The sequence below is a fragment of the Bacillus sp. GW823-FHT06A10 genome, from assembly GCF_058795375.1.
The window spans coordinates 75,516-98,179 of record NZ_JBXAHT010000004.1 but is presented as its reverse complement, the minus strand read 5'-3'; the positions used below and the strand labels follow the sequence as shown (position 1 = coordinate 98,179).

The 22,664-nt window shown below is 33.7% G+C and carries 22 protein-coding genes and 1 riboswitch; of the genes, 8 read left to right on the top strand and 14 right to left on the bottom strand.

The window, feature by feature from the left end:
• Positions 1–26: 26 nt before the first annotated feature.
• From arcA to AC1Q8M_RS24255, 3 genes are all read right to left on the bottom strand, one after another.
• Complete coding sequence (gene arcA, locus AC1Q8M_RS24265) at positions 27–1,259, bottom strand: arginine deiminase (RefSeq protein WP_098365669.1); 1,233 nt, start codon at positions 1,257–1,259, stop codon at positions 27–29.
• A gap of 268 nt (positions 1,260–1,527) precedes the next feature.
• Positions 1,528–1,977: an arginine repressor gene (gene argR / locus AC1Q8M_RS24260; RefSeq protein WP_000711826.1), complete on the bottom strand. Its 450-nt coding sequence runs from the start codon at positions 1,975–1,977 to the stop codon at positions 1,528–1,530.
• A 146-nt stretch (positions 1,978–2,123) separates the two neighbouring features.
• The gene (locus AC1Q8M_RS24255) at positions 2,124–3,416 is read right to left on the bottom strand and encodes a methyl-accepting chemotaxis protein (RefSeq protein WP_098855500.1); all 1,293 of its coding nucleotides are present in this window, start codon (positions 3,414–3,416) and stop codon (positions 2,124–2,126) included.
• 209 nt (positions 3,417–3,625) lie between these two features.
• Between AC1Q8M_RS24255 and AC1Q8M_RS24250 the strand changes: the two genes are divergently transcribed.
• From AC1Q8M_RS24250 to AC1Q8M_RS24240, 3 genes are all read left to right on the top strand, one after another.
• The gene (locus tag AC1Q8M_RS24250) at positions 3,626–4,348 is read left to right on the top strand and encodes an amino acid ABC transporter ATP-binding protein (protein WP_098365668.1); all 723 of its coding nucleotides are present in this window, start codon (positions 3,626–3,628) and stop codon (positions 4,346–4,348) included.
• A gap of 122 nt (positions 4,349–4,470) precedes the next feature.
• Positions 4,471–5,265: an ABC transporter substrate-binding protein gene (locus AC1Q8M_RS24245; protein ID WP_000823754.1), complete on the top strand. Its 795-nt coding sequence runs from the start codon at positions 4,471–4,473 to the stop codon at positions 5,263–5,265.
• A 122-nt stretch (positions 5,266–5,387) separates the two neighbouring features.
• The gene (locus tag AC1Q8M_RS24240) at positions 5,388–6,080 is read left to right on the top strand and encodes an amino acid ABC transporter permease (protein ID WP_000461535.1); all 693 of its coding nucleotides are present in this window, start codon (positions 5,388–5,390) and stop codon (positions 6,078–6,080) included.
• 53 nt (positions 6,081–6,133) lie between these two features.
• On the opposite strand, the gene desB is transcribed toward AC1Q8M_RS24240, so the two are convergent.
• Positions 6,134–7,219, bottom strand: coding sequence for a Delta(10) desaturase DesB (gene desB, locus AC1Q8M_RS24235; protein ID WP_000661219.1), 1,086 nt, complete (start codon positions 7,217–7,219; stop codon positions 6,134–6,136).
• Positions 7,220–7,800: 581 nt separating this feature from the next.
• On the opposite strand from desB, the gene AC1Q8M_RS24230 reads away from it, so the two are divergent.
• Positions 7,801–9,327 carry an FAD-dependent oxidoreductase gene (locus AC1Q8M_RS24230; protein ID WP_000199984.1) on the top strand — a complete coding sequence of 509 codons (1,527 nt, stop codon included), beginning with the start codon at positions 7,801–7,803 and terminating at the stop codon, positions 9,325–9,327.
• 143 nt (positions 9,328–9,470) lie between these two features.
• Positions 9,471–10,772: an MFS transporter gene (locus tag AC1Q8M_RS24225; protein ID WP_098365667.1), complete on the top strand. Its 1,302-nt coding sequence runs from the start codon at positions 9,471–9,473 to the stop codon at positions 10,770–10,772.
• 13 nt (positions 10,773–10,785) lie between these two features.
• On the opposite strand, the gene AC1Q8M_RS24220 is transcribed toward AC1Q8M_RS24225, so the two are convergent.
• Together AC1Q8M_RS24220 and AC1Q8M_RS24215 are read right to left on the bottom strand one after the other, a co-directional pair.
• Positions 10,786–11,568, bottom strand: coding sequence for a nucleotidyltransferase domain-containing protein (locus AC1Q8M_RS24220; RefSeq protein WP_001208235.1), 783 nt, complete (start codon positions 11,566–11,568; stop codon positions 10,786–10,788).
• Positions 11,569–11,680: 112 nt separating this feature from the next.
• Positions 11,681–12,790, bottom strand: a complete 1,110-nt coding sequence (locus tag AC1Q8M_RS24215; RefSeq protein ID WP_000147464.1) for a PRK06851 family protein — start codon at positions 12,788–12,790, stop codon at positions 11,681–11,683.
• 149 nt (positions 12,791–12,939) lie between these two features.
• Positions 12,940–13,052, top strand: a riboswitch (SAM riboswitch).
• 85 nt (positions 13,053–13,137) lie between these two features.
• Here AC1Q8M_RS24215 and AC1Q8M_RS24210 point away from each other — a divergent pair.
• On the top strand, positions 13,138–13,770 hold the full coding sequence (locus AC1Q8M_RS24210; RefSeq protein WP_000862979.1) for a cyclase family protein: 633 nt from the start codon (positions 13,138–13,140) through the stop codon (positions 13,768–13,770).
• Between the two features lie 28 nt (positions 13,771–13,798).
• On the opposite strand, the gene AC1Q8M_RS24205 is transcribed toward AC1Q8M_RS24210, so the two are convergent.
• From AC1Q8M_RS24205 to AC1Q8M_RS24175, 7 genes are all read right to left on the bottom strand, one after another.
• Positions 13,799–14,179, bottom strand: coding sequence for a hypothetical protein (locus tag AC1Q8M_RS24205; protein WP_000424116.1), 381 nt, complete (start codon positions 14,177–14,179; stop codon positions 13,799–13,801).
• Between the two features lie 229 nt (positions 14,180–14,408).
• Positions 14,409–15,635, bottom strand: coding sequence for an ATP-binding protein (locus tag AC1Q8M_RS24200; protein ID WP_001046109.1), 1,227 nt, complete (start codon positions 15,633–15,635; stop codon positions 14,409–14,411).
• Positions 15,636–15,772: 137 nt separating this feature from the next.
• The gene (locus AC1Q8M_RS24195; RefSeq protein WP_000434729.1) at positions 15,773–17,038 is read right to left on the bottom strand and encodes a hypothetical protein; all 1,266 of its coding nucleotides are present in this window, start codon (positions 17,036–17,038) and stop codon (positions 15,773–15,775) included.
• Positions 17,039–17,277: 239 nt separating this feature from the next.
• On the bottom strand, positions 17,278–17,946 hold the full coding sequence (locus tag AC1Q8M_RS24190; RefSeq protein WP_001004268.1) for an LSm family protein: 669 nt from the start codon (positions 17,944–17,946) through the stop codon (positions 17,278–17,280).
• 161 nt (positions 17,947–18,107) lie between these two features.
• Positions 18,108–18,557 carry a hypothetical protein gene (locus tag AC1Q8M_RS24185; RefSeq protein WP_000443836.1) on the bottom strand — a complete coding sequence of 150 codons (450 nt, stop codon included), beginning with the start codon at positions 18,555–18,557 and terminating at the stop codon, positions 18,108–18,110.
• A 20-nt stretch (positions 18,558–18,577) separates the two neighbouring features.
• Complete coding sequence (locus AC1Q8M_RS24180) at positions 18,578–19,087, bottom strand: spore coat protein (protein WP_098365666.1); 510 nt, start codon at positions 19,085–19,087, stop codon at positions 18,578–18,580.
• Positions 19,088–19,322: 235 nt separating this feature from the next.
• Positions 19,323–19,562 (bottom strand): helix-turn-helix domain-containing protein, encoded by a 240-nt coding sequence (locus AC1Q8M_RS24175; RefSeq protein ID WP_078385229.1) that lies wholly within the window; start codon positions 19,560–19,562, stop codon positions 19,323–19,325.
• 186 nt (positions 19,563–19,748) lie between these two features.
• Here AC1Q8M_RS24175 and AC1Q8M_RS24170 point away from each other — a divergent pair, with 186 nt between their 5' ends.
• Positions 19,749–20,117 (top strand): hypothetical protein, encoded by a 369-nt coding sequence (locus AC1Q8M_RS24170; protein ID WP_000235476.1) that lies wholly within the window; start codon positions 19,749–19,751, stop codon positions 20,115–20,117.
• 195 nt (positions 20,118–20,312) lie between these two features.
• Here the strand turns inward: AC1Q8M_RS24170 and AC1Q8M_RS24165 are convergent, their stop codons facing one another.
• The gene (locus AC1Q8M_RS24165; RefSeq protein WP_001078268.1) at positions 20,313–21,362 is read right to left on the bottom strand and encodes an NAD(P)/FAD-dependent oxidoreductase; all 1,050 of its coding nucleotides are present in this window, start codon (positions 21,360–21,362) and stop codon (positions 20,313–20,315) included.
• A gap of 333 nt (positions 21,363–21,695) precedes the next feature.
• Between AC1Q8M_RS24165 and AC1Q8M_RS24160 the strand changes: the two genes are divergently transcribed.
• Positions 21,696–22,616, top strand: coding sequence for an iron-hydroxamate ABC transporter substrate-binding protein (locus AC1Q8M_RS24160; RefSeq protein ID WP_000732564.1), 921 nt, complete (start codon positions 21,696–21,698; stop codon positions 22,614–22,616).
• Positions 22,617–22,664: the final 48 nt, after the last annotated feature.

Below are 22,664 nucleotides of genomic sequence, written 5' to 3'. Positions count from 1 at the left end.
CATCCCTACTTTCTCCGTTATTTATACTAAATATCTTTACGAACAATTGGCATACTCATGCAACGTGGACCCCCACGACCACGAGATAATTCCGAACTTAGCACTTCAATTACTTCTATACCGTGCTCCCGTAATAACGTATTGGATACATAGTTGCGATCATATGTAACAACTACACCTGGTGCGATTGCTAATGTGTTCGAGCCATCATTCCATTGTTCACGAGCAGAAGCAATTACATCTCCTCCTCCACATGGAATAAGAACTAATTCACTTAAGCCTAATACCTCTTTTAATGCTTCCATTAAAGAAGTACGATGTGTAATTTTAAGAGTTTCCTCATCTGATCCTTTTTCTAAAATATAAATATTCATATTCCCTTTTGGCCCTTGAATGGCTGGATGAATTGTAAACTTGTCATAATCAACCATTGTAAATACTGTATCTAAATGCATAAATGCTCGGCATTTTGGAATTTCTATTGCTAACACTTTCTTAATTTTATTTTGTCGGCTAAAGAGATTTTTAGCTAAACGTTCAATTGCTTTAGCTGAAGTACGAGCAGACACTCCAATCGCAATTGTTTCTTCATTTAAAATTAGCTCGTCGCCACCTTCAATTGGAAATTTATAATCACGATCTAACCAGATTGGTACATTATGTTTTGCAAATCTTGGGTGATATTTAATGATGTACTCCATGAATAATGATTCACGTCTACGCGCTGGTTCTCTCATCTTATTTATCGTTAAGCCATCGCCCACGCTAGCTGCTGGATCACGAGTAAAATATAAATTAGGCATTGGATCTAAGTAAAACGGATAATGATCTTCCATTAATTCATATAAATGTGTCTTCTTACTTGTTTCAATTTCGTTTTTCCGTACACCGCCCATAATTTTTTGAATTAATTCTTCATTTGAAAAGGAAAGTAAATATTCTTTTAAAGTTTGATGTGCAACATTTACGTCAGCCTGTCCTTCTTTTAAAATACGATCAACAAATTCTTCTCGAAGTTTTTTATCTACTAACACCTCAGCGGCTAGTTTTTCTAAATAAAGAACTTCAACACCCCGATTGCGTAACGTTTGTGCAAAATAATCATGCTCTTTTTGAATAATTGGTAAGTATGGAATATCGTCAAATAATAATTGCTGCAAATAATCTGGCGTCAAGTTTTCCACTTCTTTACCCGGTCGTTTTAATAAAACCGTTTGTAATTCCCCAATTTCTGAAGTAACATGTATCGGATGTTTCATTTGTTGTACCTCCTTTTAAATATGTTTGATGTCTTACAAGTACATAATAAATGCTCTGCACTTTTATCTTTGTGAAAGCATCCACATTATCATTGTGAAATATTAAACAAGTTATTTTTTTAAAATCATACGAATTTGTATTTTTATAACAAACTCTCTCGCTTTTTCAATAAAAAACACATATATTACGCATATATGTTGAATATTTAACTTCCGTATTTAAACAAAAATCCTGTTTTTAATTTTATTAAAAACAGGATTTTTGCATCTAAATAATTAAATTTAATCTTTCTTCTATAATCTCCCTATCTGATTTCGACTGTGAAATTATAAGGCATGTATCATTTCCACATATACATCCTATTTTTTCTTTCCAATCTAACTCATCAAATAAAACACCAATAACATGTGCATTACCAGGTAATGTTTTAATAACCATTAATTGATCTACACAATCAATTTTCACAACAACTTCTCGTAATTTTTTCTTTAACTTTATATCAGTTTGTAAATGCTCTTCTGAGAAAACTTTATATATCATTAATCCTTCTTGAGAAGGTACCTTCGTTAAGTTTAACTCACGAATATCGCGAGAAACCGTAGCTTGTGTTACTAATACATCTTTTTTTGCTAACAATTCTACTAATCTTTCTTGCTTATCTATTTCATACTCCTTTACAAATTGTTTAATTAACCGTTGTCTTTTTTCTTTTTTCATAAAAGACACCCCTTTTAATATTATAGCTCGCTATAATTTTCATCCGAAAGGGAGAGAAAAGAATGTTGCGGAAACGTTCATAGTTTAACTGTAAATATTAAATCAAACTAAATAAAAAAGAGAAGAACAGCATTCTGTTCTTCCTTTTACATTGAAAATCGTTCAATTGTTTGTTTCAAATCAGTTGCTTGCTTCTCTAAATCCTTTAATAATTGATCGATTACTATCATATTTTTAGACTGTTGTAGCGTTACACGCGCCACTTCTTGCGAACCAGCTGACGTTTCTTCAGCAATTGCTGCTACAGCTTTTGTTTGTGCTCCTGTTTGATGAATGTGGCTCACTTGTTCATTCATATAACTACTAATTTGCTGAGTTGCATCGGCTACTTCCATAACACTTGATGACATTTCTTTTAAAATTAATTCCGTAGCTTCTCCACGTTTCGCCTCTTCTTTAGCTATTTTCACTTGTTCTGTCATTTTCATTGCAACTTGTTGTACTTCATCTTGCATATTCCGTAATAACTGAGATATGTTTCTTGCAGAATGATCACTTTCATCAGCAAGTTTACGTACTTCTTCCGCAACAACCGCAAAACCTCTTCCATGCTCTTCTGCGCGAGCTGCCTCAATAGAAGCATTTAGTGCTAATAAATTCGTTTGGCTAGCAATCGCACTCACAACAGACACAATATGTTCTACTTGTTTCATTCGTTCTTCTAACTTCTGTACATTTTGCATGGAATCTTCATTTTCTTTTGCCAATGTTTGAATACCTTGAATTAAAGACGTAAAGACACGAGTACTATGCCCTAAAGCTTGAACCATTTCTGAAGACAACGTATCAGACTGCTTCGCTTTTTCTTCTACTTCACTTGCAATAGACGTCGTTGTATCAACAGCAGAAACAATTGCTTGAATTGATGCTGCTGATTGCTCAGCGCCTGAAGAAATCTCTGCAAGAGTCTCAGATACACCTTGCGCTTGTCTCGTTGCTTCTCCTGTTTGTTTTCTAATCTGCTGTACTTGATTGTTTGTATAAGAAAATGTTGTATCAATATTTTTTACCATGCCCCTTAAGTTTCCTAACATCATATTAAATGCAACACTTAAAGATTTAATTTCATCATCTGTCTTCGGTAATGGAACATCTTCACGAATATCACCATCAGCTGCTTTTCTTGCCGCCTCCTCTAACTTTCGAAGCGGTTTAATTAAAAATACGGCTGCTCCATATGCTAAAATCCCAGACCATACTACCCCTAATAACATAACAAGAATATTATATACAGTTTGACTTACATAACTTTGAAAATAATCGTATATCACGTAAATAAAAAATATACTTGTTGAATATGTAATGAAAGCTAAAACTGTAGTGAATAGCATAAGTTGTGTACGTAATCCAAAAGAAAATGTTTTCCTTTCTTTTTCCATCTTCCCTTTCCCCCTTTTTATAAGCAATATAAATACTACCTATATATTATTATCCATATTTTCATTATAGAAGGATATAGGGATTTTAAAAATTATTATTTCTTTGAATATCAAATTGCACGAAAAAATAAAGGATTCTGACAATTTATGACTAATAACAGAAATAAGGGGCAACATTTGTAAAATATATTTTTAACTGGGGGTTTTGTATGATTCAAGTTCGAAATCTAATAAAATCATTCGGTTCACTTGATGTGTTAAAAGGAATTGATTTAGAAGTAAAAGAAAAAGAAGTTGTTGTTTTAATTGGTGCCAGTGGTTCTGGTAAAAGTACATTACTTCGCTGTCTTAACTTTTTAGAAATGTACGATGAAGGCGAAATTCACTTACAAGGTGAGCGAATTGATCCAAAGCATTCAAATTTAAATAAAGTCCGTGAAAATGTCGGTATGGTTTTTCAGCACTTTAACCTCTTTCCTCATATGACCTCACTAGAAAACATCATAGAAGCACCTATTCACGTAAAAAAATTAGAGAAAGCAAATGCAAAGGATATTGGAAATCAACTTCTCCAAAAAGTCGGCCTTCAAGATAAAGCGGATGTAACTCCTCATCTTCTTTCAGGTGGTCAAAAACAGCGCATTGCCATTGCACGAGCTCTTGCAATGAGCCCTAAGATTATGCTATTTGATGAGCCTACCTCAGCTTTAGACCCTGAACTTGTTGGAGAAGTATTGCAAGTTATGAAAGAACTTGCTGAAGAAGGGATGACAATGGTTATTGTTACTCATGAAATGAATTTCGCAAGAGATGTAGCTGATCGCGTCATCTTTATGGATGATGGAAAGATTGTAGAAGATGCTCCGCCAGCACAATTCTTTTCAGCTCCATCACATGAACGGGCAAAACAATTTTTACGCAACGTTTTATAATGTAACTTCTGTTTCAAACGAAAAGGAATACATTCATACGGTGCACAACTAATCATCCAAATAAAATATTTCAATAACATACTAAAAAACCATCCGTATGATCAATATATAGGAGGGGTTTTATGAAAAGGAAACTATTAACCATTGTTGCTAGCATTACACTATGTACATCTTTCATACTAGGAGCTTGTAGCAAAGAAAGCTCTACTACTTCATCAAATGGTGAAAAAGAATTTCGCTATGCGATGAGTGGATTATACAAACCTTTTAACTATAAAGAAAATGACGGCAAACTTGTCGGCTTTGATGTAGAAATCGGTGAAGCTCTTGCTAAAAAGATGAACATGAAGGCTACGCCAGTTACAAACCCATGGGAAACACTAATTCAAGGTCTTCAAGCGAAGAAATATGATGTAATACTGGGTAGTATGGCAATTACAGAGGAGCGCTTAAAAGCTGTTAGTTTCTCAAATCCGTACTATCGGTCTGGCGCACAAATTTTTGTGGCTAAAAAGAATACTGCTATCTCTTCTCCAGAAGATTTAAAAGGTAAGAAAATTGGTGTTGTAAAAGCTAGTACCTTTAAAAATCTTGTTGCAAAATATACAGATCAAATCACAGAATATGACAGTGATATTACTGCTCTTATGGATTTAGAGCCTGGGCGTGTTGATGCAGTAATTACGGATCAAATGGTTGGTCTACGTATGATAAAAGAAGGAAAATCGAATATAAAAGAAGCCGGAAAACCATTAAATCTTGATGAAATGGGAATTGCTATTCGCAAAGATGATAAAGAAATGGTCGAGAAAGTAAATAAAGCGTTAGATGAAATCATTAAAGATGGTACGTATGAAAAGATCAGTAAAAAATGGTTCGGGCGTAATATTCTTGGTGAAGAGGAAAAAACGAAGTAAGTAAGTAAGTTAGTAAGTTAGCCATTCAAAAGATTCATAAACAGTGCCCCACTGATTAAGTATTCATTTTATGTGGGGCATTTCATTCTCTACTAAAATCTATACAATATGAGGTGAAACGCATGTTTGAAATTTTTATCTCTTCCTATCCCACACTCTTAAAAGCTACTATTGTCACATTACAATTAACATTAACTTCCCTAGTACTCGGTTCATTAATTGGATTATTATTCGCTTTCTTTCGAATCTCTAACAATAAAGTTTTAAATAGTATCGCTCATGTCTACATTGCTATTATTCGTGGTACACCTTTAATTGTTCAAATTGCCATTCTCTATTTTGGAATTACATCCGTTGTTGTTTTCACCCCTTTTTGGGCAGGAGCAATCGCTTTAGCAATTCATAACGGTGCATATATTACGGAAATTTTCCGTGGATCTATTCAATCCGTTGACCGGGGACAATTAGAAGCAGCTCGCTCTTTAGGCATGCCTTATCCTTTAGCTATGCGACGAATTATATTACCACAAGCATTTCGTCTGTCTCTTCCTCCTCTAGGAAACCAATTTATTATCGGATTAAAAGATTCTTCACTTGTTGCTTATGTAGGAATGTCCGAATTATGGGGATCAGGTTTATCAATTGCAGCAGGTAACTTCCAACAATTAGATACTTACATAATCGTTGGTGCATACTATCTCGTACTTGTTCTTCTATTTACTTATTTTGTTAATCTTTTAGAAAAACGATTACAACGAAAAGAAACTAACTCCGTCCAAGTCCATAAAAAGAACAAAAAGGAAGTTTCTTTATAAGAAAAAGCAAGCCTGAGATGGCTTGCTTTTTCACTGCAAAAATATATTAATTTTTACTGATTTACTTTTTTAATACTCTCGTCTTCCTCTATATGTTCCTCACGATATGAAATATTATGAGGATCTAGTCCATTTCCTAAAGAACCATAGAAATGCTCTCTATGCGGATCCACTAATTCACTTCCGTGATAATACACACGTGGTGTATTCCATAGGGCTGCTAATGCTTTTGTCATCGGCATTTCGTGATAACGTTCCGGCCACATTTCTTTAATCTTCTCTTTTACTAACGGATAGTATTTAGAGCTCATAGCAGGAAACAGATGGTGTTCTGTATGATATGAGAAATTGAAATGTAAAACGTCTACCCAGCGCGGCACTGTTACTGATAAACAGTTTGCTAACGGATCATTTACTGGAACAATTGGATTTAAGCGGTGATTTGTTGCGATATATGCCATTACAATAAAGTTAGCAATTAACAACGGAATGACATATGCAAATAACCATTTTCCAGGTCCCATAATAAACAATAAACTAATCCAAACTGTCCAAGGCAAAAGAAGTTGAAGCCATACAGATTTTTGATTGGATGACTTGAACTCTTTTATAAAATGAAAGAACATTCGAGTCGAATGCAATGTAAATTGAATTGTTAGTGACAGAAAACTAAAGAATGAACGTACATGTAGAGGCATACGATATACCCAACTCAAAAACTTACTCTTCTTAAGTTTCTCAAGTGTCGGCCATGCATCCGGATCATTTTCTTCATGCTGTGTATGAACATGATGCGTTGCATTATGCCACTTTCTCCAAAGCTTTGGCCCTGTTGATAATGGCATAAATGCAATCGCGCCTAAGAAGTCACGAAGCCATGCCTTTCTTACAACAGTTCCATGTAAAATTTCATGCCCTAAAAATCCTAGTGAAGCAAAACATAATCCAAGAACAATCGCAATTCCTAGATTCGCCCACACATTCAATTCAAATACACCAATCGATATTAATCCCGCCAATGCCACAAGCAAATAAGCCAGTCCACCAAATAAACGAGTAGGCACTGGTTTAAATGCTTTTTTCGGCAAATGTGGTGATACACGTGCTGCATACCACCCAAACGTATGAAGCTCCTTCATCCTTTTGCCCCTTTCTTATGCCGCGCCTTGCGCAACTTACATATATCAATTCTTGCTTCCAGATTGATTTTACTAGATGATCCAAAAAGCATCTATTATAAGGAAAATATACTCACTCTATCGTCACTTATTTTTCGCTTTTATTATCAATGAAAAACATTTCTCTTTTTACTCTCTATCAACCTTTCCACATGATGAATCATAACAATAGAATTTCTATATTGTCAACAACTTTTATGACCTAGTAATAAAAGTTGGTTATATTTTTATAATCATACTTTATTTCACTAAAGAAAATGTATAGATTTCATAAGGATTTACCCACTATATTTAGACATTTTCTTAAACGGCATAGACTCTATCTCATTCAATAACTCTCTATGTAATCAACAAACAGAATCATTTGAATTTAGTTTTATATAAATCCTACTTCTTCATAATGCCCCACCTCATTAATTATATTAAAATAATTTATACCCTCTTTTAATAAAAATAGACTTCCTCTAAAACAACACACATGAATTTCATATAATATGGAAATATTAAAAGGAAAATTGTTCTAAAATCAGGAGGTTTCCGCAATGACAAGTGATACATTTCCACAACTGCCACTATCTTATTGGATTGAATCTACTCAGTTTCCTACTTTCCCTCGTTTATCCGAAAATATAAAGACGAAAGTTGCTATTATCGGTGCTGGTATTACAGGTATTACTACTGCCTATTTACTTGCAAAAGAAGGCATCGATGTTGTTTTAATTGATTCTGGTCGTATTTTAAACGGAACGACTGGGCATACAACAGCGAAAGTAACAGCACAACATGATCTTATTTATGATGAATTAATAAATCATTTCGGTGTAGAAAAGGCCCGGCTTTACTATGAATCAAATAATAAGGCTCTACAATTCATAAATAAAACTGTTCAAACATATAAAATCGACTGTAATTTCTCAAATGAAGATTCATATTTATATACAACTACTGATAACGGATTAAGAAATTTATCGAAAGAATATGAAGCTTATCAAAAATTAAATATACCTTGTGACTATGTTCAATCTCTATCGATTCCTATTCCAGTACAATCTGCGCTTGTAATGAAAAATCAAGCACAATTCCATCCCCTTCTTTATTTAAAAACACTTTTAGAAAAGTTTGTGGAGATGGGCGGAAAGGTCTACGAACAAACAACAGCTATGGATGTGGAAAAGGGCGATTATCCACAAATAATTACAAAAGAGGGCCATCATATCACTTGTGAATATGTCGTCTCTTGTTCACATTTCCCTTTTTATGATGCGAATAGCTTTTTCTTTACGCGAATGTACGCAGAACGCTCCTACGCTCTTGCAATAAAAGCAAAAACGGAGTATCCAGGTGGCATGTATTTAAGTATTGATGATCCAAAGCGCTCCTTACGCTATATAACAAACAATGGAGAAAAATTAATTCTGATTGGCGGAGAGAGTCATAAAACAGGTCAGGGAATAAATACGATGCTTCATTATGAAGCACTCTATTCTTTTGCTGAAGCCACTTTTGGAATAGATGAAGTTCCTTATAGATGGTCAGCACAAGATTTAATTACTCTAGATAAGCTTCCTTATATCGGACATATTAACGAAAGAAATCCAAATATATTTGTTGCAACTGGATATCGCAAATGGGGAATGACAACTGGAACTGCTGCCGCTCACCTACTGAAGGACTCCATCCTAAAAGTTCACAGTCCCTATAAAGAACTGTATGCACCATCACGCTTCCATGCAAATCCAGATATAAAAACGTTCCTCTCCCAAAACATTGATGTTGCGAAACATTTAATTGCAGGAAAGATTGAAACCGCATTACGTAAGCCAGAAGATCTCGAAGTTGGTGAAGGATCTGTCGTACATGTTAACGGTAAACGAGCAGGTGCTTATAAGGACAAAGAAGGAAAATTACATATCGTCGATACAACTTGTACACATCTAGGCTGTGAAGTTGAATGGAATAATGGTGATTGTACTTGGGATTGCCCTTGCCATGGTTCTCGTTTTTCAATTGAGGGAGACGTTCTTGAAGGCCCAGCAGATCAACCGTTAAAACGAGTTGATAATGAGTAAACAAATAAAGAAGTTCAACAGAATTACTGTTGAACTTCTTTATTTGCTATAAACCCTTTTCAGATAAAATTCGACACAAGGAGGAAAATATTAACATTAAATAAAATAATATATTCATCTACAAATTAAAAGGGGTGAATATTATGCAACCTTCAGCTCCACCTCATCTAGAATCTACAGAAACTATCTTTCCAAGCTCTATTACAAAACTTGTTGTTTTTATTTGTTGGCTAGCCATTTTAGCTGATGGATATGATTTAGGTATTTACGGTGCCGTTCTACCAAAGCTCCTAGAAGACAAAAGCTGGGCGCTATCACCAGCGCACGCTGGTACAATTGCAAGCTATGCTTTATTTGGAATGTTTATTGGGGCTATTCTAGTTGGAACGATTACAGATCTAATTGGGCGTAAATGGACGCTTATATGCTGTTTAGCACTTTTTTCTATCACAATGGGTTTAGCGGCTATCGCTCCTTCTCCTGAGTTATTTGGATTATCTCGATTTATAGGCGGAATCGGATTAGGCGGTGTTATCCCTACAGCTTCAGCACTCACTGTTGAATATTCACCCCCAAAAAGGCAATCTTTTATTTATGCTCTTATGTTTACTGGCTATCCTTTAGGTATCGTGTTAGGTGCTATTTTGTCCATGCTTATGTTAGAAGATTTCGGATGGAGAATTATGTTTGGTATCGGAATGATTCCACTACTCTTCATTCCTTTCATTATTCGCTATTTACCTGAGTCCATTCAATTTTTATTATCACGTAATCGCCAAGAAGAAGTGAACCAAATTCTTAATCGTTTTCAAATTGAATTTCATGTAAAAGATAAAACTCATCAAGACCCATCTACTATACAAAAGAAAAATGGATTTTTTACTTTATTCTCAAAAGAATACATAAAAGCAACGCTACTTTTTTGGATCACTTATATAATGGGAATGTTTTTAATATACGGTTTAAACACTTGGTTACCACAGATGATGCGCCAGGCAGGATATCCTCTTGGGTCTAGTCTGTCATTTCTACTTATGCTAAATATTACCGCAGCTATCGGCGCATTATTCGCTGGAGCAATTGCTGATCGTATAGGAGCAAAAATTGTTATTAGCATCTCTTATCTTATGGCAGCCATATGTATCGGACTATTAACAATCAAACCATCTGTTACAATCATTTATCTTTTAATTGGCCTTGCTGGTATTGGATCAGTCGGTATTACTCAAATATTAAATGCATATGTAACACAATACTTCCCATCACATATCCGAGCTACCTCCTTAGGCTGGGGACTGGGGCTTGGCCGAGTTGGTGCAATTGCTGGCCCAATTCTCGTCGGTATTATTATGACAATGCAATATGACTTAGCATGGAATTTTTACTTATTCTCCTTTGCAGGTCTTATCGCAGCTATATCTGTTTTCTTCATTCCTACAAAATAAAAAGGGCACAAACTTACTTGTGCTCTTTTTCATATGCTTCAAACAACATATCTCGAAACAATGTATTTAAACTCTCAATATCGATTCCTGATCCCTTTTCAATTCCTTTTACATATTCCTGATAGTAATGAATTTGTTCTTCTAAAAATTGATTTAGCACCTTAATTTTCAATCCAACATCTAATTCAGTACCTGCTTTTTTCTTTATTAACAACTTTTCAATTTCATCTAATACGCTACGTTCTAATGATAATTCTGTAATCAATCGGTCAAATTCTACAGGAGGTAAAGTCGTTTTCTCTTCTAGCCACTTACAAGCTAAAATGGGACGTAATACATAAAAGTACTTTTTCAGCTTTACATTCTCACCTTGCAAAAATTCACGATAATTTTTCGACGCCATATGTAAATAATGATATATCGTTGCTTTTGGATCAAAATTCTTCTCACTCATCTGTTGAAGTAGTTCTGGAAAATTAGAGTTTTTCGAATAAAAAATTGGTGATCGAATCCACTCAAGTAAAGCAGGATTCGACTTCGCGAATAGTTGCAACGCCTTTTTAATATCCCAACCACTTATATCTAAATCATCACTAATTGGATATTCAATTACATCTCGTTTGTCATGAATTGATAAATACCATTCTACCGGATGTATATAAACAAACCTAACATCATAATCGCTATCTTTCGATGGAAAACCCCAAGCACGACTCCCTGATTCTACCGCAAATAAAATTTTCACATCATTCTCTTTTTCAATTCTTTCTAACTCCAACTCGATTTTCTCTCTCATTGCATAACACCTCCATTTTTTGATTATTTCCTTGGAAATTCGACAAATACAATACTAATTTTACTACATACCAAAAAAACTGTCAGAAATTACTGACAGCCTAATGAAACGTCTATTGTTGCTTTTCGATTACAGTAGTAGCAATTCGTTCAAACTCTTTTTGAATCTCCTCTTTATATGCATCTACTATTGAAAAATCCATAGCAGCAATATAAATTCGTTCTAATTTATCACGAACCGATTTTGCTTTCGCTAAGAAAGACATCGCCTCATTCATTTTTGCTTTATATTGAATGGAGACATCACGAATTTCCTTCGCATATTTCTCATCCGTCCCTGGCGTAACAATAAGGGCATACATATCAATAATTTCATCACCCTCGCGACTTGGAAAATATTCATGTGGTGCGGTGCTATCAAAAATTGCAAATCCTAATTCTCTTACGATAACCATATCAAGACTATTCGGGTCAAATCCGCAATGATATACTTCAACTTCAAACCCTTTTTCTTCAGCTGCCTTAGCTAACTTTTTGAGCATCGTTGATTTTCCAGAGCCTGGGCGCCCTTTTATAAAATAACGATGTGGTAACCCTTCTGTTAAATTAGGAACAAAATCAACTGCTCCTTTCGGTGTAGCAGCTCCTAAAAAACGATGTTTTACAAGCGATTGTCTCCCGCTTTTATCTGCAAATAATTTCTGGATTAGCTGATTGGTTAGTTCATTTGCTTTATTAAAATCTATATTATCAATATATATCTTCTCCCACTCATCATGTATAACCAATGCCTCTTTAAAACGTACGTAAGCAGACTGAAAAGCTTTGCTTGCTTCTGAAACAAATCTTTCAATTTCTAACTTCTGCTTTCTTAGTTTATCTGAGTCCCAAGCAATTCCTAAATTTATATACTCTTCAACAACTCCTGGCATTTTTGGCTCAATAACATGCGGCGATGTCCCATCAACAATTCCTACTTTTAATTTTGGGATAATTACACCATCAACCGATTTATTATCAGAAGAACAATGTAAAAATTCAATATCATATCCTTTTTCAATCCATTCACGACCTATTGCCTTTATTAAAGAAGATTTTCCCGTTCCTGGGCCACCCTTTAAGATAAATAATCTGTCTAATCCTTTTAAATTCTCTTCGTATAAATTGTGAAATCCCCTAGCTGTATTACCACCAGCATAATAATTTAATACATTTCCTGTCACTGCACTCACTCCTTCGCAGCATTCTATTTACATAAGCTACAATATGCGAGCAGCTTTATTTGGGTGAATACCTATTTTGTATTGCACGAAAAAAGGAAATAAATTACAATTTAACTATCGGAAAATTCCGATTTTAAAAACTGAATACTTCTTTATCAAGAGAGGCAGAGGGACCGGCCCTTTGAAGCCCAGCAACCTCAGTTTATACAAACTGAATAGGTGCTAATTCCTGCAAAATGCATTGCATTTTGGAAGATAAAACTCAACTAGCATGTAAAGCTCATCTTTCTTGATACTGAAGGATGAGCTTTTTATTATTTGAAAAACATATATTGGAGGTATGTAAAATGAAAGTAATTGATCTATCGCAAACATTTGAAAATAATATGTCTCAATTTCCTGGAACACCTAAAATACAACTAGAAGCTGTTACAAGTGTTGAAGAATCAGGCTATCAAGTTACAGATTTTCATTCTGTCGTTCATGTTGGCACGCATTGTGATGCTCCTGCGCATTTTATTTCAGGCGCAACGACCATCGATCAATTACCGCTGGATCAATTTGTAGGTGAAGCTGTTCTTATAGATGTAACACATATTCAAGAGCGAAAATTACCTAAGGCAGTATTGCATAATACTGACATAAAAGAAGGTGATATTGTTATTTTTCATTCTAATCTATCCACAAAATGGAATACAGAGGCTTATGAGAAGGAAGCATTTTATCTTTCTGAAGAATTAGCTAAAGAACTAGTGCGATTAAAAGTAAAATCTATCGGTTTAGATTTCATTTCTCCTGATGAAGTCACAACAGAAACATCACCGATTCATCACATATTACTAGGGAATAATATTTACTTAATTGAAAACTTAACAAATCTAGATGCTATCGAAACAAAACGTTTCTTTTTCTCAGCAGCACCTTTAAAAATTAAAAATAGTGACGGTGCTTTCGCAAGAGCATTTGCTGTTATTTTTTAAACACAGCCTATAAAAAAAGCAAAGGCCACTATTGGTCTTTGCTTCTATATTTTCTATTTAAATTAAGAAAGAATTGTTCCACACGAGGACGCACCCAAGCTAAACAATCTATCTCTTTCTTCTTTGTGCAAGCTATCTCTTCTCCATCTACCATTTCAACAAGTTCTAGTTCTAACAGTTGCCTCGTGAATGCTAACATATTCACTTCTTCGGATGGATACTCTTCTTTTAATTTCTCCTCAATTTCTCCCAATAAAAAACCGTCACGCATCATTGCCAATGCATCAATCCAAAGTGGCGGCATTTCATATTTTTCTCCTGTAATTGTATCTTTTACAATATAATTCTTTTGCTCTTTTCGAAATTGAATCGTGTGTAAACATACAGTCGAATTTAATGTTAATTCCATCATACCACCTCTTTCATAATATCTGCATAGAAAAAAGGATGCGCGTGCACCCCTTCTTATCTTTTCATAACACTACTGAACCGTTACATGAGCAATCAATCTCATGTCGATATTTTCCTCCATTATAAACGAAGTATTTTATAAAAAAAACCCTTCTTGAAACATTTTATAAAATGTTTATATTTACACAACAAGAACACTTTTCTGAAAAATCTTTTCTCCCAATACATTAAACGGTCGGCAGAAAAATTTCTACTTTCGTTCCTACTCCTAGACTACTTTGGATCGTGATACTCCCTTGATGTTCCTTAATAATTTTATATGTAATCATTAACCCAAGTCCTGTGCCAGTCTCCTTTGTTGTGTAAAACGCCTTGCCGATTTTTTCTAACTTCTCATTCTCTATACCAAATCCTTGGTCTTCAACAGAAATACACAAATGTCCTTGCGTTTTTTGATATGCACGAATATGAATTTCTCCACCCTCTGGCATTGATTCTATTCCATTTTTAATGATATTTAATAACACTTGTTTTAATTGCTTGTCATCACCGTTTATAGCCGGTAAATTCCCATCTACTTGTAAATGACATTTAACTCTATATTGCGTTGCATAACTTTCCATTAGATGCACAACATATAGAAGGATGTCTCGTATATTACACCTTTCATAATTTGTTGGCTTTGGTTTTCCTAACAACATCAATTCACTAACAAATCCATTAACCCTTTCAATTTCTTGTAGCATAATGTCGTAGCTCATCGTATCAGTTGGATTTCTTTCTTTTTGCATTTGCGTAAACCCTTTTAACGCTGTTAGCGGATTTCGAATTTCATGGGCAATTGTTGTAGACATAGTCCCAATCACAGCTAAATTTTCCGTCTCTTTCATATTGTTCATCATTTCAACCACTGTTCTTACATAAGATTGAAATCGTTTTAATAAAGAATGTGAAATAATGAAATAGAATATACATAAAACAAGTGGAATTACCACTTTTAAATCTTGTAATAGCAATGTGAAAAATACGTACTTTCCAATTACACTAAAGGACACTAAATAAAAGTATTTTCTATTCACGAAAACTGGGGCAAATAAAATTAATAACATTTCTACCATACTACCATGTTCAAAAGGTCTATCCGTTCGCAAATAAATCATTAAATTATTCACAAGATTGATAAACATGTACCCAAATAAAAATAAATATTTTACAGAATATACATACCCTCTTTTTTGAAGATATATAGAAATAGGAAATAATGCTATTACAAATATAGGCACACCTATCCCAAGACTACCTTCTGGCCAACCTACCGCTGTTCCACTAATATTCATAGCAGGATATACAAAATAATATATAGCGTCATATAAAAAGAATATAATATAAAATAATAATATAAATACCTTTAAGGCTCTTCTTTCTTCATAAATCAAGCTCTTGTATTTATTCATATAAAAACTCCCCTTGATCGATACAAAAAACTTTCATTGTTATCTCCTTAAAGTATAAGTATGAAATTGCTTTCAGGGCAATATTTAACCTTATAATAATGAAAGGAAGGAGATCTCTCCTTCCTTTTGGTAACAACTTACATCCATCTTACCCTGTCATGTAACAATCCATCCGTAAAATTATTATGCCCTATTACAAAATCCTTCATATATAAATTTAAATACTCACCGTACTTACTTTCTGTATTTAATAACAACTCCTCAACATAATAAGCACCTTGTTCAAATTGATCTAAAAGTAAACTGGACAAGCCCGCATAAATCCCGCACCCTACTTGAAAATACGTTGCATTCGTTTTATATTTACGAAAAACTTGGCTACTATTCATCACATTATACATATATGTCTCACTATTTTCATAAACGAGTAACACACCGACCAAGTCCTCTCCAGCAACCTCTTCTTCCGCTGGATTAAACACTTTACGATTCCAGTTCCATAAATCTTCTACTTGATCTAAGTTCTGTCTAATTATATTTGTTGTATACTCATTAATTCGGTAAAGAAAACCAACTTCCATATTAAAGTTTTTCCCTAAAATTAATACTTCCTCATGTGGCATTAAACAACCATAGAATTCTTTTTCTCCTAACTTCACTTTATACTCTGAAGCATATACATCTTCATAAAAGTAAAGAGGACGATGATGACTCATATACATCGGATAACTCCAGATTGCTTCATCTAAAAATCGCTCTACTGCCCATGAAGCATAAAGTGTATGTGGCTTTATAAGTGCTGTATCATTCAAAAACGATGTGTCATGTTCTACAATATAACATGCTCTTGGCCTTTCACTTGGTCGTTCCTTCATAAGCTCAACAACCATCCATTGAACAACACCTGGATTCATACCTGAACCTATAATCGCTTTTGTATTTGTAAATTTCTCTTTCTCCTTCTCAAACCTTGTATATCTTTCCGTAAGCTGAAAGCCGATTAAGCTATCGTCCTGATCTACTGCCTCATTTTCCAAGGCTGAGTTAATATAACAAATTCCTAGTTCATTACAGCAGCTTAATACTCTAATTGTATCTGCCCCTGAAACATCAATCACAACACTCGTTCTTTTTTCTTTTAAATGTTGTTTAAATTCCACTACATTTTGAAGGTTTATTTCATATAAATATAATTGACTTTTCAAATTCGAAAACAACTCATCATAATAAGTCCTATCTTTTTGTTTTATATCCACCAAATGAAATTTGGCATTCTTTAATACTTCATAAATTGGATCTTTTTCATTTGCTATCGCTTGATTTAAAATTGCTAAAACTGCTTTTGCTGCTCCACCAGCACTACCAAGCAATGTAATTGATAACGAATTCGGAAACTGCTCCACAAACAAAACCCCTTTAATAAATTAGTTGAGCAGCTCCTCCTCAAAAAATAAATTGAATACATAAAAAGATAGCTCGTACACAATTTTTATAAGTTAGTGTAAAGTTACCTTTTAAAAAATCACACTATACTATGTTTATATTCAATTCATTTTTCCCCTCATCTTCAAATTAAACTAAAACAAATAGGCTCGACCTTTTCTTCTGCATATAAAAGAAAAAGTCAGCCCTTCCAACTAATCTACGGACAATGGACGGATTTTACATGTTGAATATTCACATACATTTTTGCATCACGTGCTTTTGATATTTCAATATGACCTTCATCAATTTTCGCCATTTTTCCAATTTTATTGGACTCCTCACCTAAATCAAACACCATAATTTTCCCAGTCATTTTAATAAGCTGTTCTTCAAATGTTCTAGCTAATGTAATATTTAACGGATTTACGGGGAGTTCATTTTTATTGAGGGCATACGGTACTTGGTTTTCTTTATACGGAATTAACCATTTTAAATGCTTTAAAGATATATATACCGTTTTATAAACCGGACTATAAAAAACAATATAGTCGTTCATCACACTTGTAACATAACCATGTATTGGAGCATTTCCTGCTACATAAACTTCTGTAAAAATCCCTTTAGAAGTACTTAATACTTTTCTCAAAGAAATTGAAGGGGATTCCCTCTTAATTACAGAATCAACATCTGGTTTTAGTATGTCTTCGTCATGTGGTCTTAAAAATTTATAGTATTGTACATGATATAAAGATATATATACATAGTCTTGTCCATTGTAAAGAACAATAATGTCATTTCCTACGTCTATTAATATACCTTTAAACCTTTTTTCACCGATTAATTTAACATATATATTTTCCCCAATACTTTTGTTTAACTCATTCATCTATATCCTCCTTCCTATGAATTTCAGCTTTCCTATCTTCCTTTTCAAAAAAATAATCAGGGCAATGTTCTGTCTTAATAGTAAGTAATTCCTTTTCATACTATCGAAATAAGAAATTGTTCTTCTCTTTCCCTCATAATGCCCCTCTTATTTATTAAACATTATTCATCTTCATTCTTTTTACATTTCACTACTTGACTCACACTCTTAATATGATAATTAATGATATAAATAACTTCATCACCGTTTACTAGCGTAATACATTCTTCATGCACTTCACTTAATAGGCCTTCTACACACTCTGGGCCGCCACGGTTAATCTTTACCCACTTATACTTCAAGTCACGTAATACATCGACGAAAGTATCATCATCAGAGCAGAAACATGAAACATAGCCATCGCCACATTTACTTTCTTTCACTTTCTTAACTAGACTCTTCACATGTTTCAATTGGTAATATACTAATTCACCAAGAGGAAGTTGTAATGTAAGGTAATCTCTTCCTAACGATACAAGTACCCCCACTCGACTCTCTGGTCCACGAAGATTTACTTTTACAGTCTCACCGACTAAGCCTTTAATTTGTTCACAGCATAATATACTTTCCAAATTTGTATCCTCCTTTCTTATTATCTTCCTCTTCTTGACTGTCTTTGTGCGCGAGCTCGACCTGAATCATTACTTTCACTTTCGCTTTCACTTTCGCTTTCTTCGCTCTCTCTACAAGGTACTGTTACACTCTTAATATGAGATACTGCAACTAATATAACTTCTTCTTTTATAATTAGTGTCACAAATTCACAAGAAACATCTTGTAAAATACCTTCAACTTTCTCTGGGCCACCACGATTAATTTTCACCCAGCAATATTTGAAGCTTTGAAGTAACTTTTCAAAGTCATCTTCACATTCACATTCCAACCATCTGCAATCATCTGCTTTACAATCTTTCGCATTTTTTGTAATACTTTTCAGATGACGAATCTGATAGTAATAGAGCTCTCCTTTTTCATTCTTTAATACAAAGTAATCCGAACATACAGCGACTATTGTCCCTTTTTGAGATTCTGGACCACCCCTGTTTACTCTCACAAAAGATCCAATTAAGTCTTTCAGAAAATCACAATGAAATAAACTCACGAGAAAACCCCTTCCATTAATTTATAAGCTTTTGCACTGATAGTATATGTATCTGTACAGGTTACGTTCTCTATGTTTGTCCTAGCTAGAAAAAAATATGCTTTTAACATGGTAGACTACTACCTATCAAAATTTGAAGAAAGGCTAAGAACTCCTTATGTTTTTGATATCTTCAAACAAAAAATCCCTTATGAATATACATTTCTGCATATCTTCATAAGGGATTTTCCATAGTTTAATCTTCGTCTTTAACATCCATATCTTCTGGAATTGGTTCGTTCAATATTTCTTCCACTAATTGCTTATATTTCTCCATTTGTTCTAAATGTGTATTAAATTGTTCTTTATTTACTAAATATTGCTCTCCATCGAATAGCGCACGAATTTTCTTTTGCTGAATTAACTCTTCAATATACGATTTTGGTAAATTCAAATACTCCGCAGTCTCTTCTATTGTTATATACAATGCCTTCATTCCTTTATTATTTTTTCATCTATACTGTATCTTACTTTACTTTATTTTTGTAAACAAATAAAAAAGATTTTGTAAATGCAGTTCAAAAAGCAGGTAGATGCATTCCATATATTGTATAGTATTATATAGTAAGAATTTTTTAAATATAGAATGGTATTACCCATTTACACAAAGGAGAGTTAACATATGGCTACTCGTCACATCATTACAATGTTAGAAAAAACACTACAAGTTGAAACAGAAAACACAATTTCTCATTTGAATGTATCTTTATCTGATCGTTTTCTTTCTCAAAGCACAGCAATACATGAAAACAATTGTTATCATACAATTGGTGAATGGTACAAAAATCATTTCTTATTCCAACAAGATGATTTCCTTTGGGCTAAATATGCCTTCTATGACGCATATTGTGAAGCCATCCAAAAACAAGGTCATCTTACAAAACGCGTCCGTCAAATATTAGAATCATTGGCTCGAAAACACGGAAAACAGTATATTGCTTCTATACTAAATATGCCATTTCCTAATAAACGCGCTAAAGGGACAGCGTAATTTAGCCATGTTCTGTGTAAGCAAAACATAGCTAAATTGTTTTCTAGGATGCTTTACCAATAAAATGTTCATATCATATGAACTGATGAAACCGGTGTCATTATAATGATAGAAAATATAGTAAACAGGAAAACCCCCACGTACATCTCTCATTCACTTGAATAGAGAAATACGTGGGGGGATACTTGTTCCTTATTATTTCATCATCTGCTTAATCAGTTCGCGATTTCTCTTCTTAAATACTTCATTATGAGAAGAAACCATTCCGTACTCACTTGCATCTGGTTGGATAAATTGTTTTGCTTTATTCACAGCATTTCCAGCATCTTGAAATGCACCTGCAATTAAGTGTAGTTTCCCTTCGTGCTTTAAAATATCTCCAGCAGCATATAATCCATCTACTGAAGACTCACTATTTGCATTACCTGCAATATAATAATTATCTATAATTGCAACGTCTAACTCACTATTTTCTAATAATGTAATGTCGCGTTCATATCCATGATTAATAATAACTTCATCAATAGGTAAATGAGAAACCTCACCTGTTTCATGATTTGTTAATTCTACATATTCGATCGCTTCATGATTATCACCAGCAATTAATTTTGTAATCGATGTATTAAAGAAACACTCCGCTGAGCTGTTCATAAGTTGTTTTACTTGTGCTTCATGACCAGATAATTCTTCTTTTCTATAGGTTACATACACTTTTTTCGCAATTGGTTCCAATTCATTTGCCCAATCAACAGCAGAATTGCCTCCACCGGAAATAATAACTGTTTTACCTTTGAAACGCTTTAAAGATTTAACTGTATAATTTAAATTCGATACTTCAAATCGCTCAGCACCTTCAATAGATAACTTTTGCGGTTTCAATATACCACTTCCTGTTGCGACGATAACTGTTTTTGAAAAGTGTTCTTCGCCAGTACTTGTTTTTAATGTAAAAGTACCATCTTGATTACGAATAATCGATTCTACTTTTGTATCTAATACAACTTCCGGCTTAAATGTTAACCCTTGCTGTACAAGTTGTTCAATTAACTTATCACCTGTAACTGGCAATAGTCCTCCTACATCCCAAATCATTTTTTCCGGATACACATGTATTTTTCCACCTAAATGTGGTTGAAATTCTATTATTTTTGTTTTCATTTCTCTGAGTCCACTATAAAAAGCTGAATAAAGCCCTGCAGGTCCTCCGCCTATCACGGTTACATCAAACAATTCTTCTCGATTCATTCGTGCTCACTCCTCAGCTATTAATCATTGATTATCATTCTCAATAAAATATAACCTGTTTCCGCAAAATTTACAATCAAAATTACTATTGACAATACACCTATATAAAATTATATTATTTAAAGAATCAATAGTGATAATCATTATCATTTTGTTAATAATTAGCAAATTTGAGATTACATCTTCTTTCATTAATATGGTTAATACTATATTATAAAATCTCATATTCAAGATTTTTAATAAATCATTTTGCTTTACCACTACTCTTTCAAAAAGATTGCAGTTAAACAAATTATTGTATACACATATCATCTATGTTAAAGGAGAAAGACGATGAAAAAGTTATTTATTTCACTAACAGTTCTTTTCGTTCTTGTTATGAGTGCTTGTAGCAATGGCTCTACAGACAAAAAGAACGATGCAAAAGGTAGCAAATCAGAAACAATTACATACCAATCTGAAGATGGTAAAAAAGTAGAAGTTCCTGCAAATCCAAAACGCGTTGTTGTATTATCATCATTCGCTGGTAACGTAATGTCATTAGGTGTAAATCTTGTTGGGGTAGATTCATGGTCTAAACAAAACCCACGTTTTGATAGTAAACTTAAAGATGTTGCTGAAGTATCAGATGAAAATGTTGAAAAAATCGCTGAACTAAATCCAGATTTAATCATTGGTTTATCAAATGTTAAAAATGTCGATAAGTTAAAGAAAATCGCTCCTACTGTAACATACACTTACGGAAAAGTTGATTACTTAACACAGCATTTAGAAATTGGTAAGTTATTAAACAAAGAAAAAGAAGCAAAAACTTGGGTTGATGACTTCAAGAAACGTGCACAAGAAGCTGGTAAAGAAATTAAAGCAAAAATCGGTGAAGATGCAACAGTTTCTGTTGTAGAAAACTTCAACAAACAGCTTTATGTATACGGCGAGAACTGGGGCCGCGGAACAGAAATTCTGTACCAAGAAATGAAATTAAAAATGCCTGAAAAAGTAAAAGAAAAAGCATTAAAAGAAGGTTATTACGCATTATCTACTGAGGTATTACCTGAATTTGCTGGTGATTACTTAATCGTAAGTAAAAACAAAGATACTGATAACTCATTCCAAGAGACAGAATCATATAAAAACATCCCAGCAGTAAAAAATAATCGTGTATATGAAGCAAACATGATGGAATTCTATTTCAATGATCCACTTACATTAGATTTCCAACTAGACTTCTTCAAGAAGAGCTTTCTTGGTAAATAATACAAACATGAGGAATTCTTAATTTAAGAATTCCTCTTCCTTTATTCT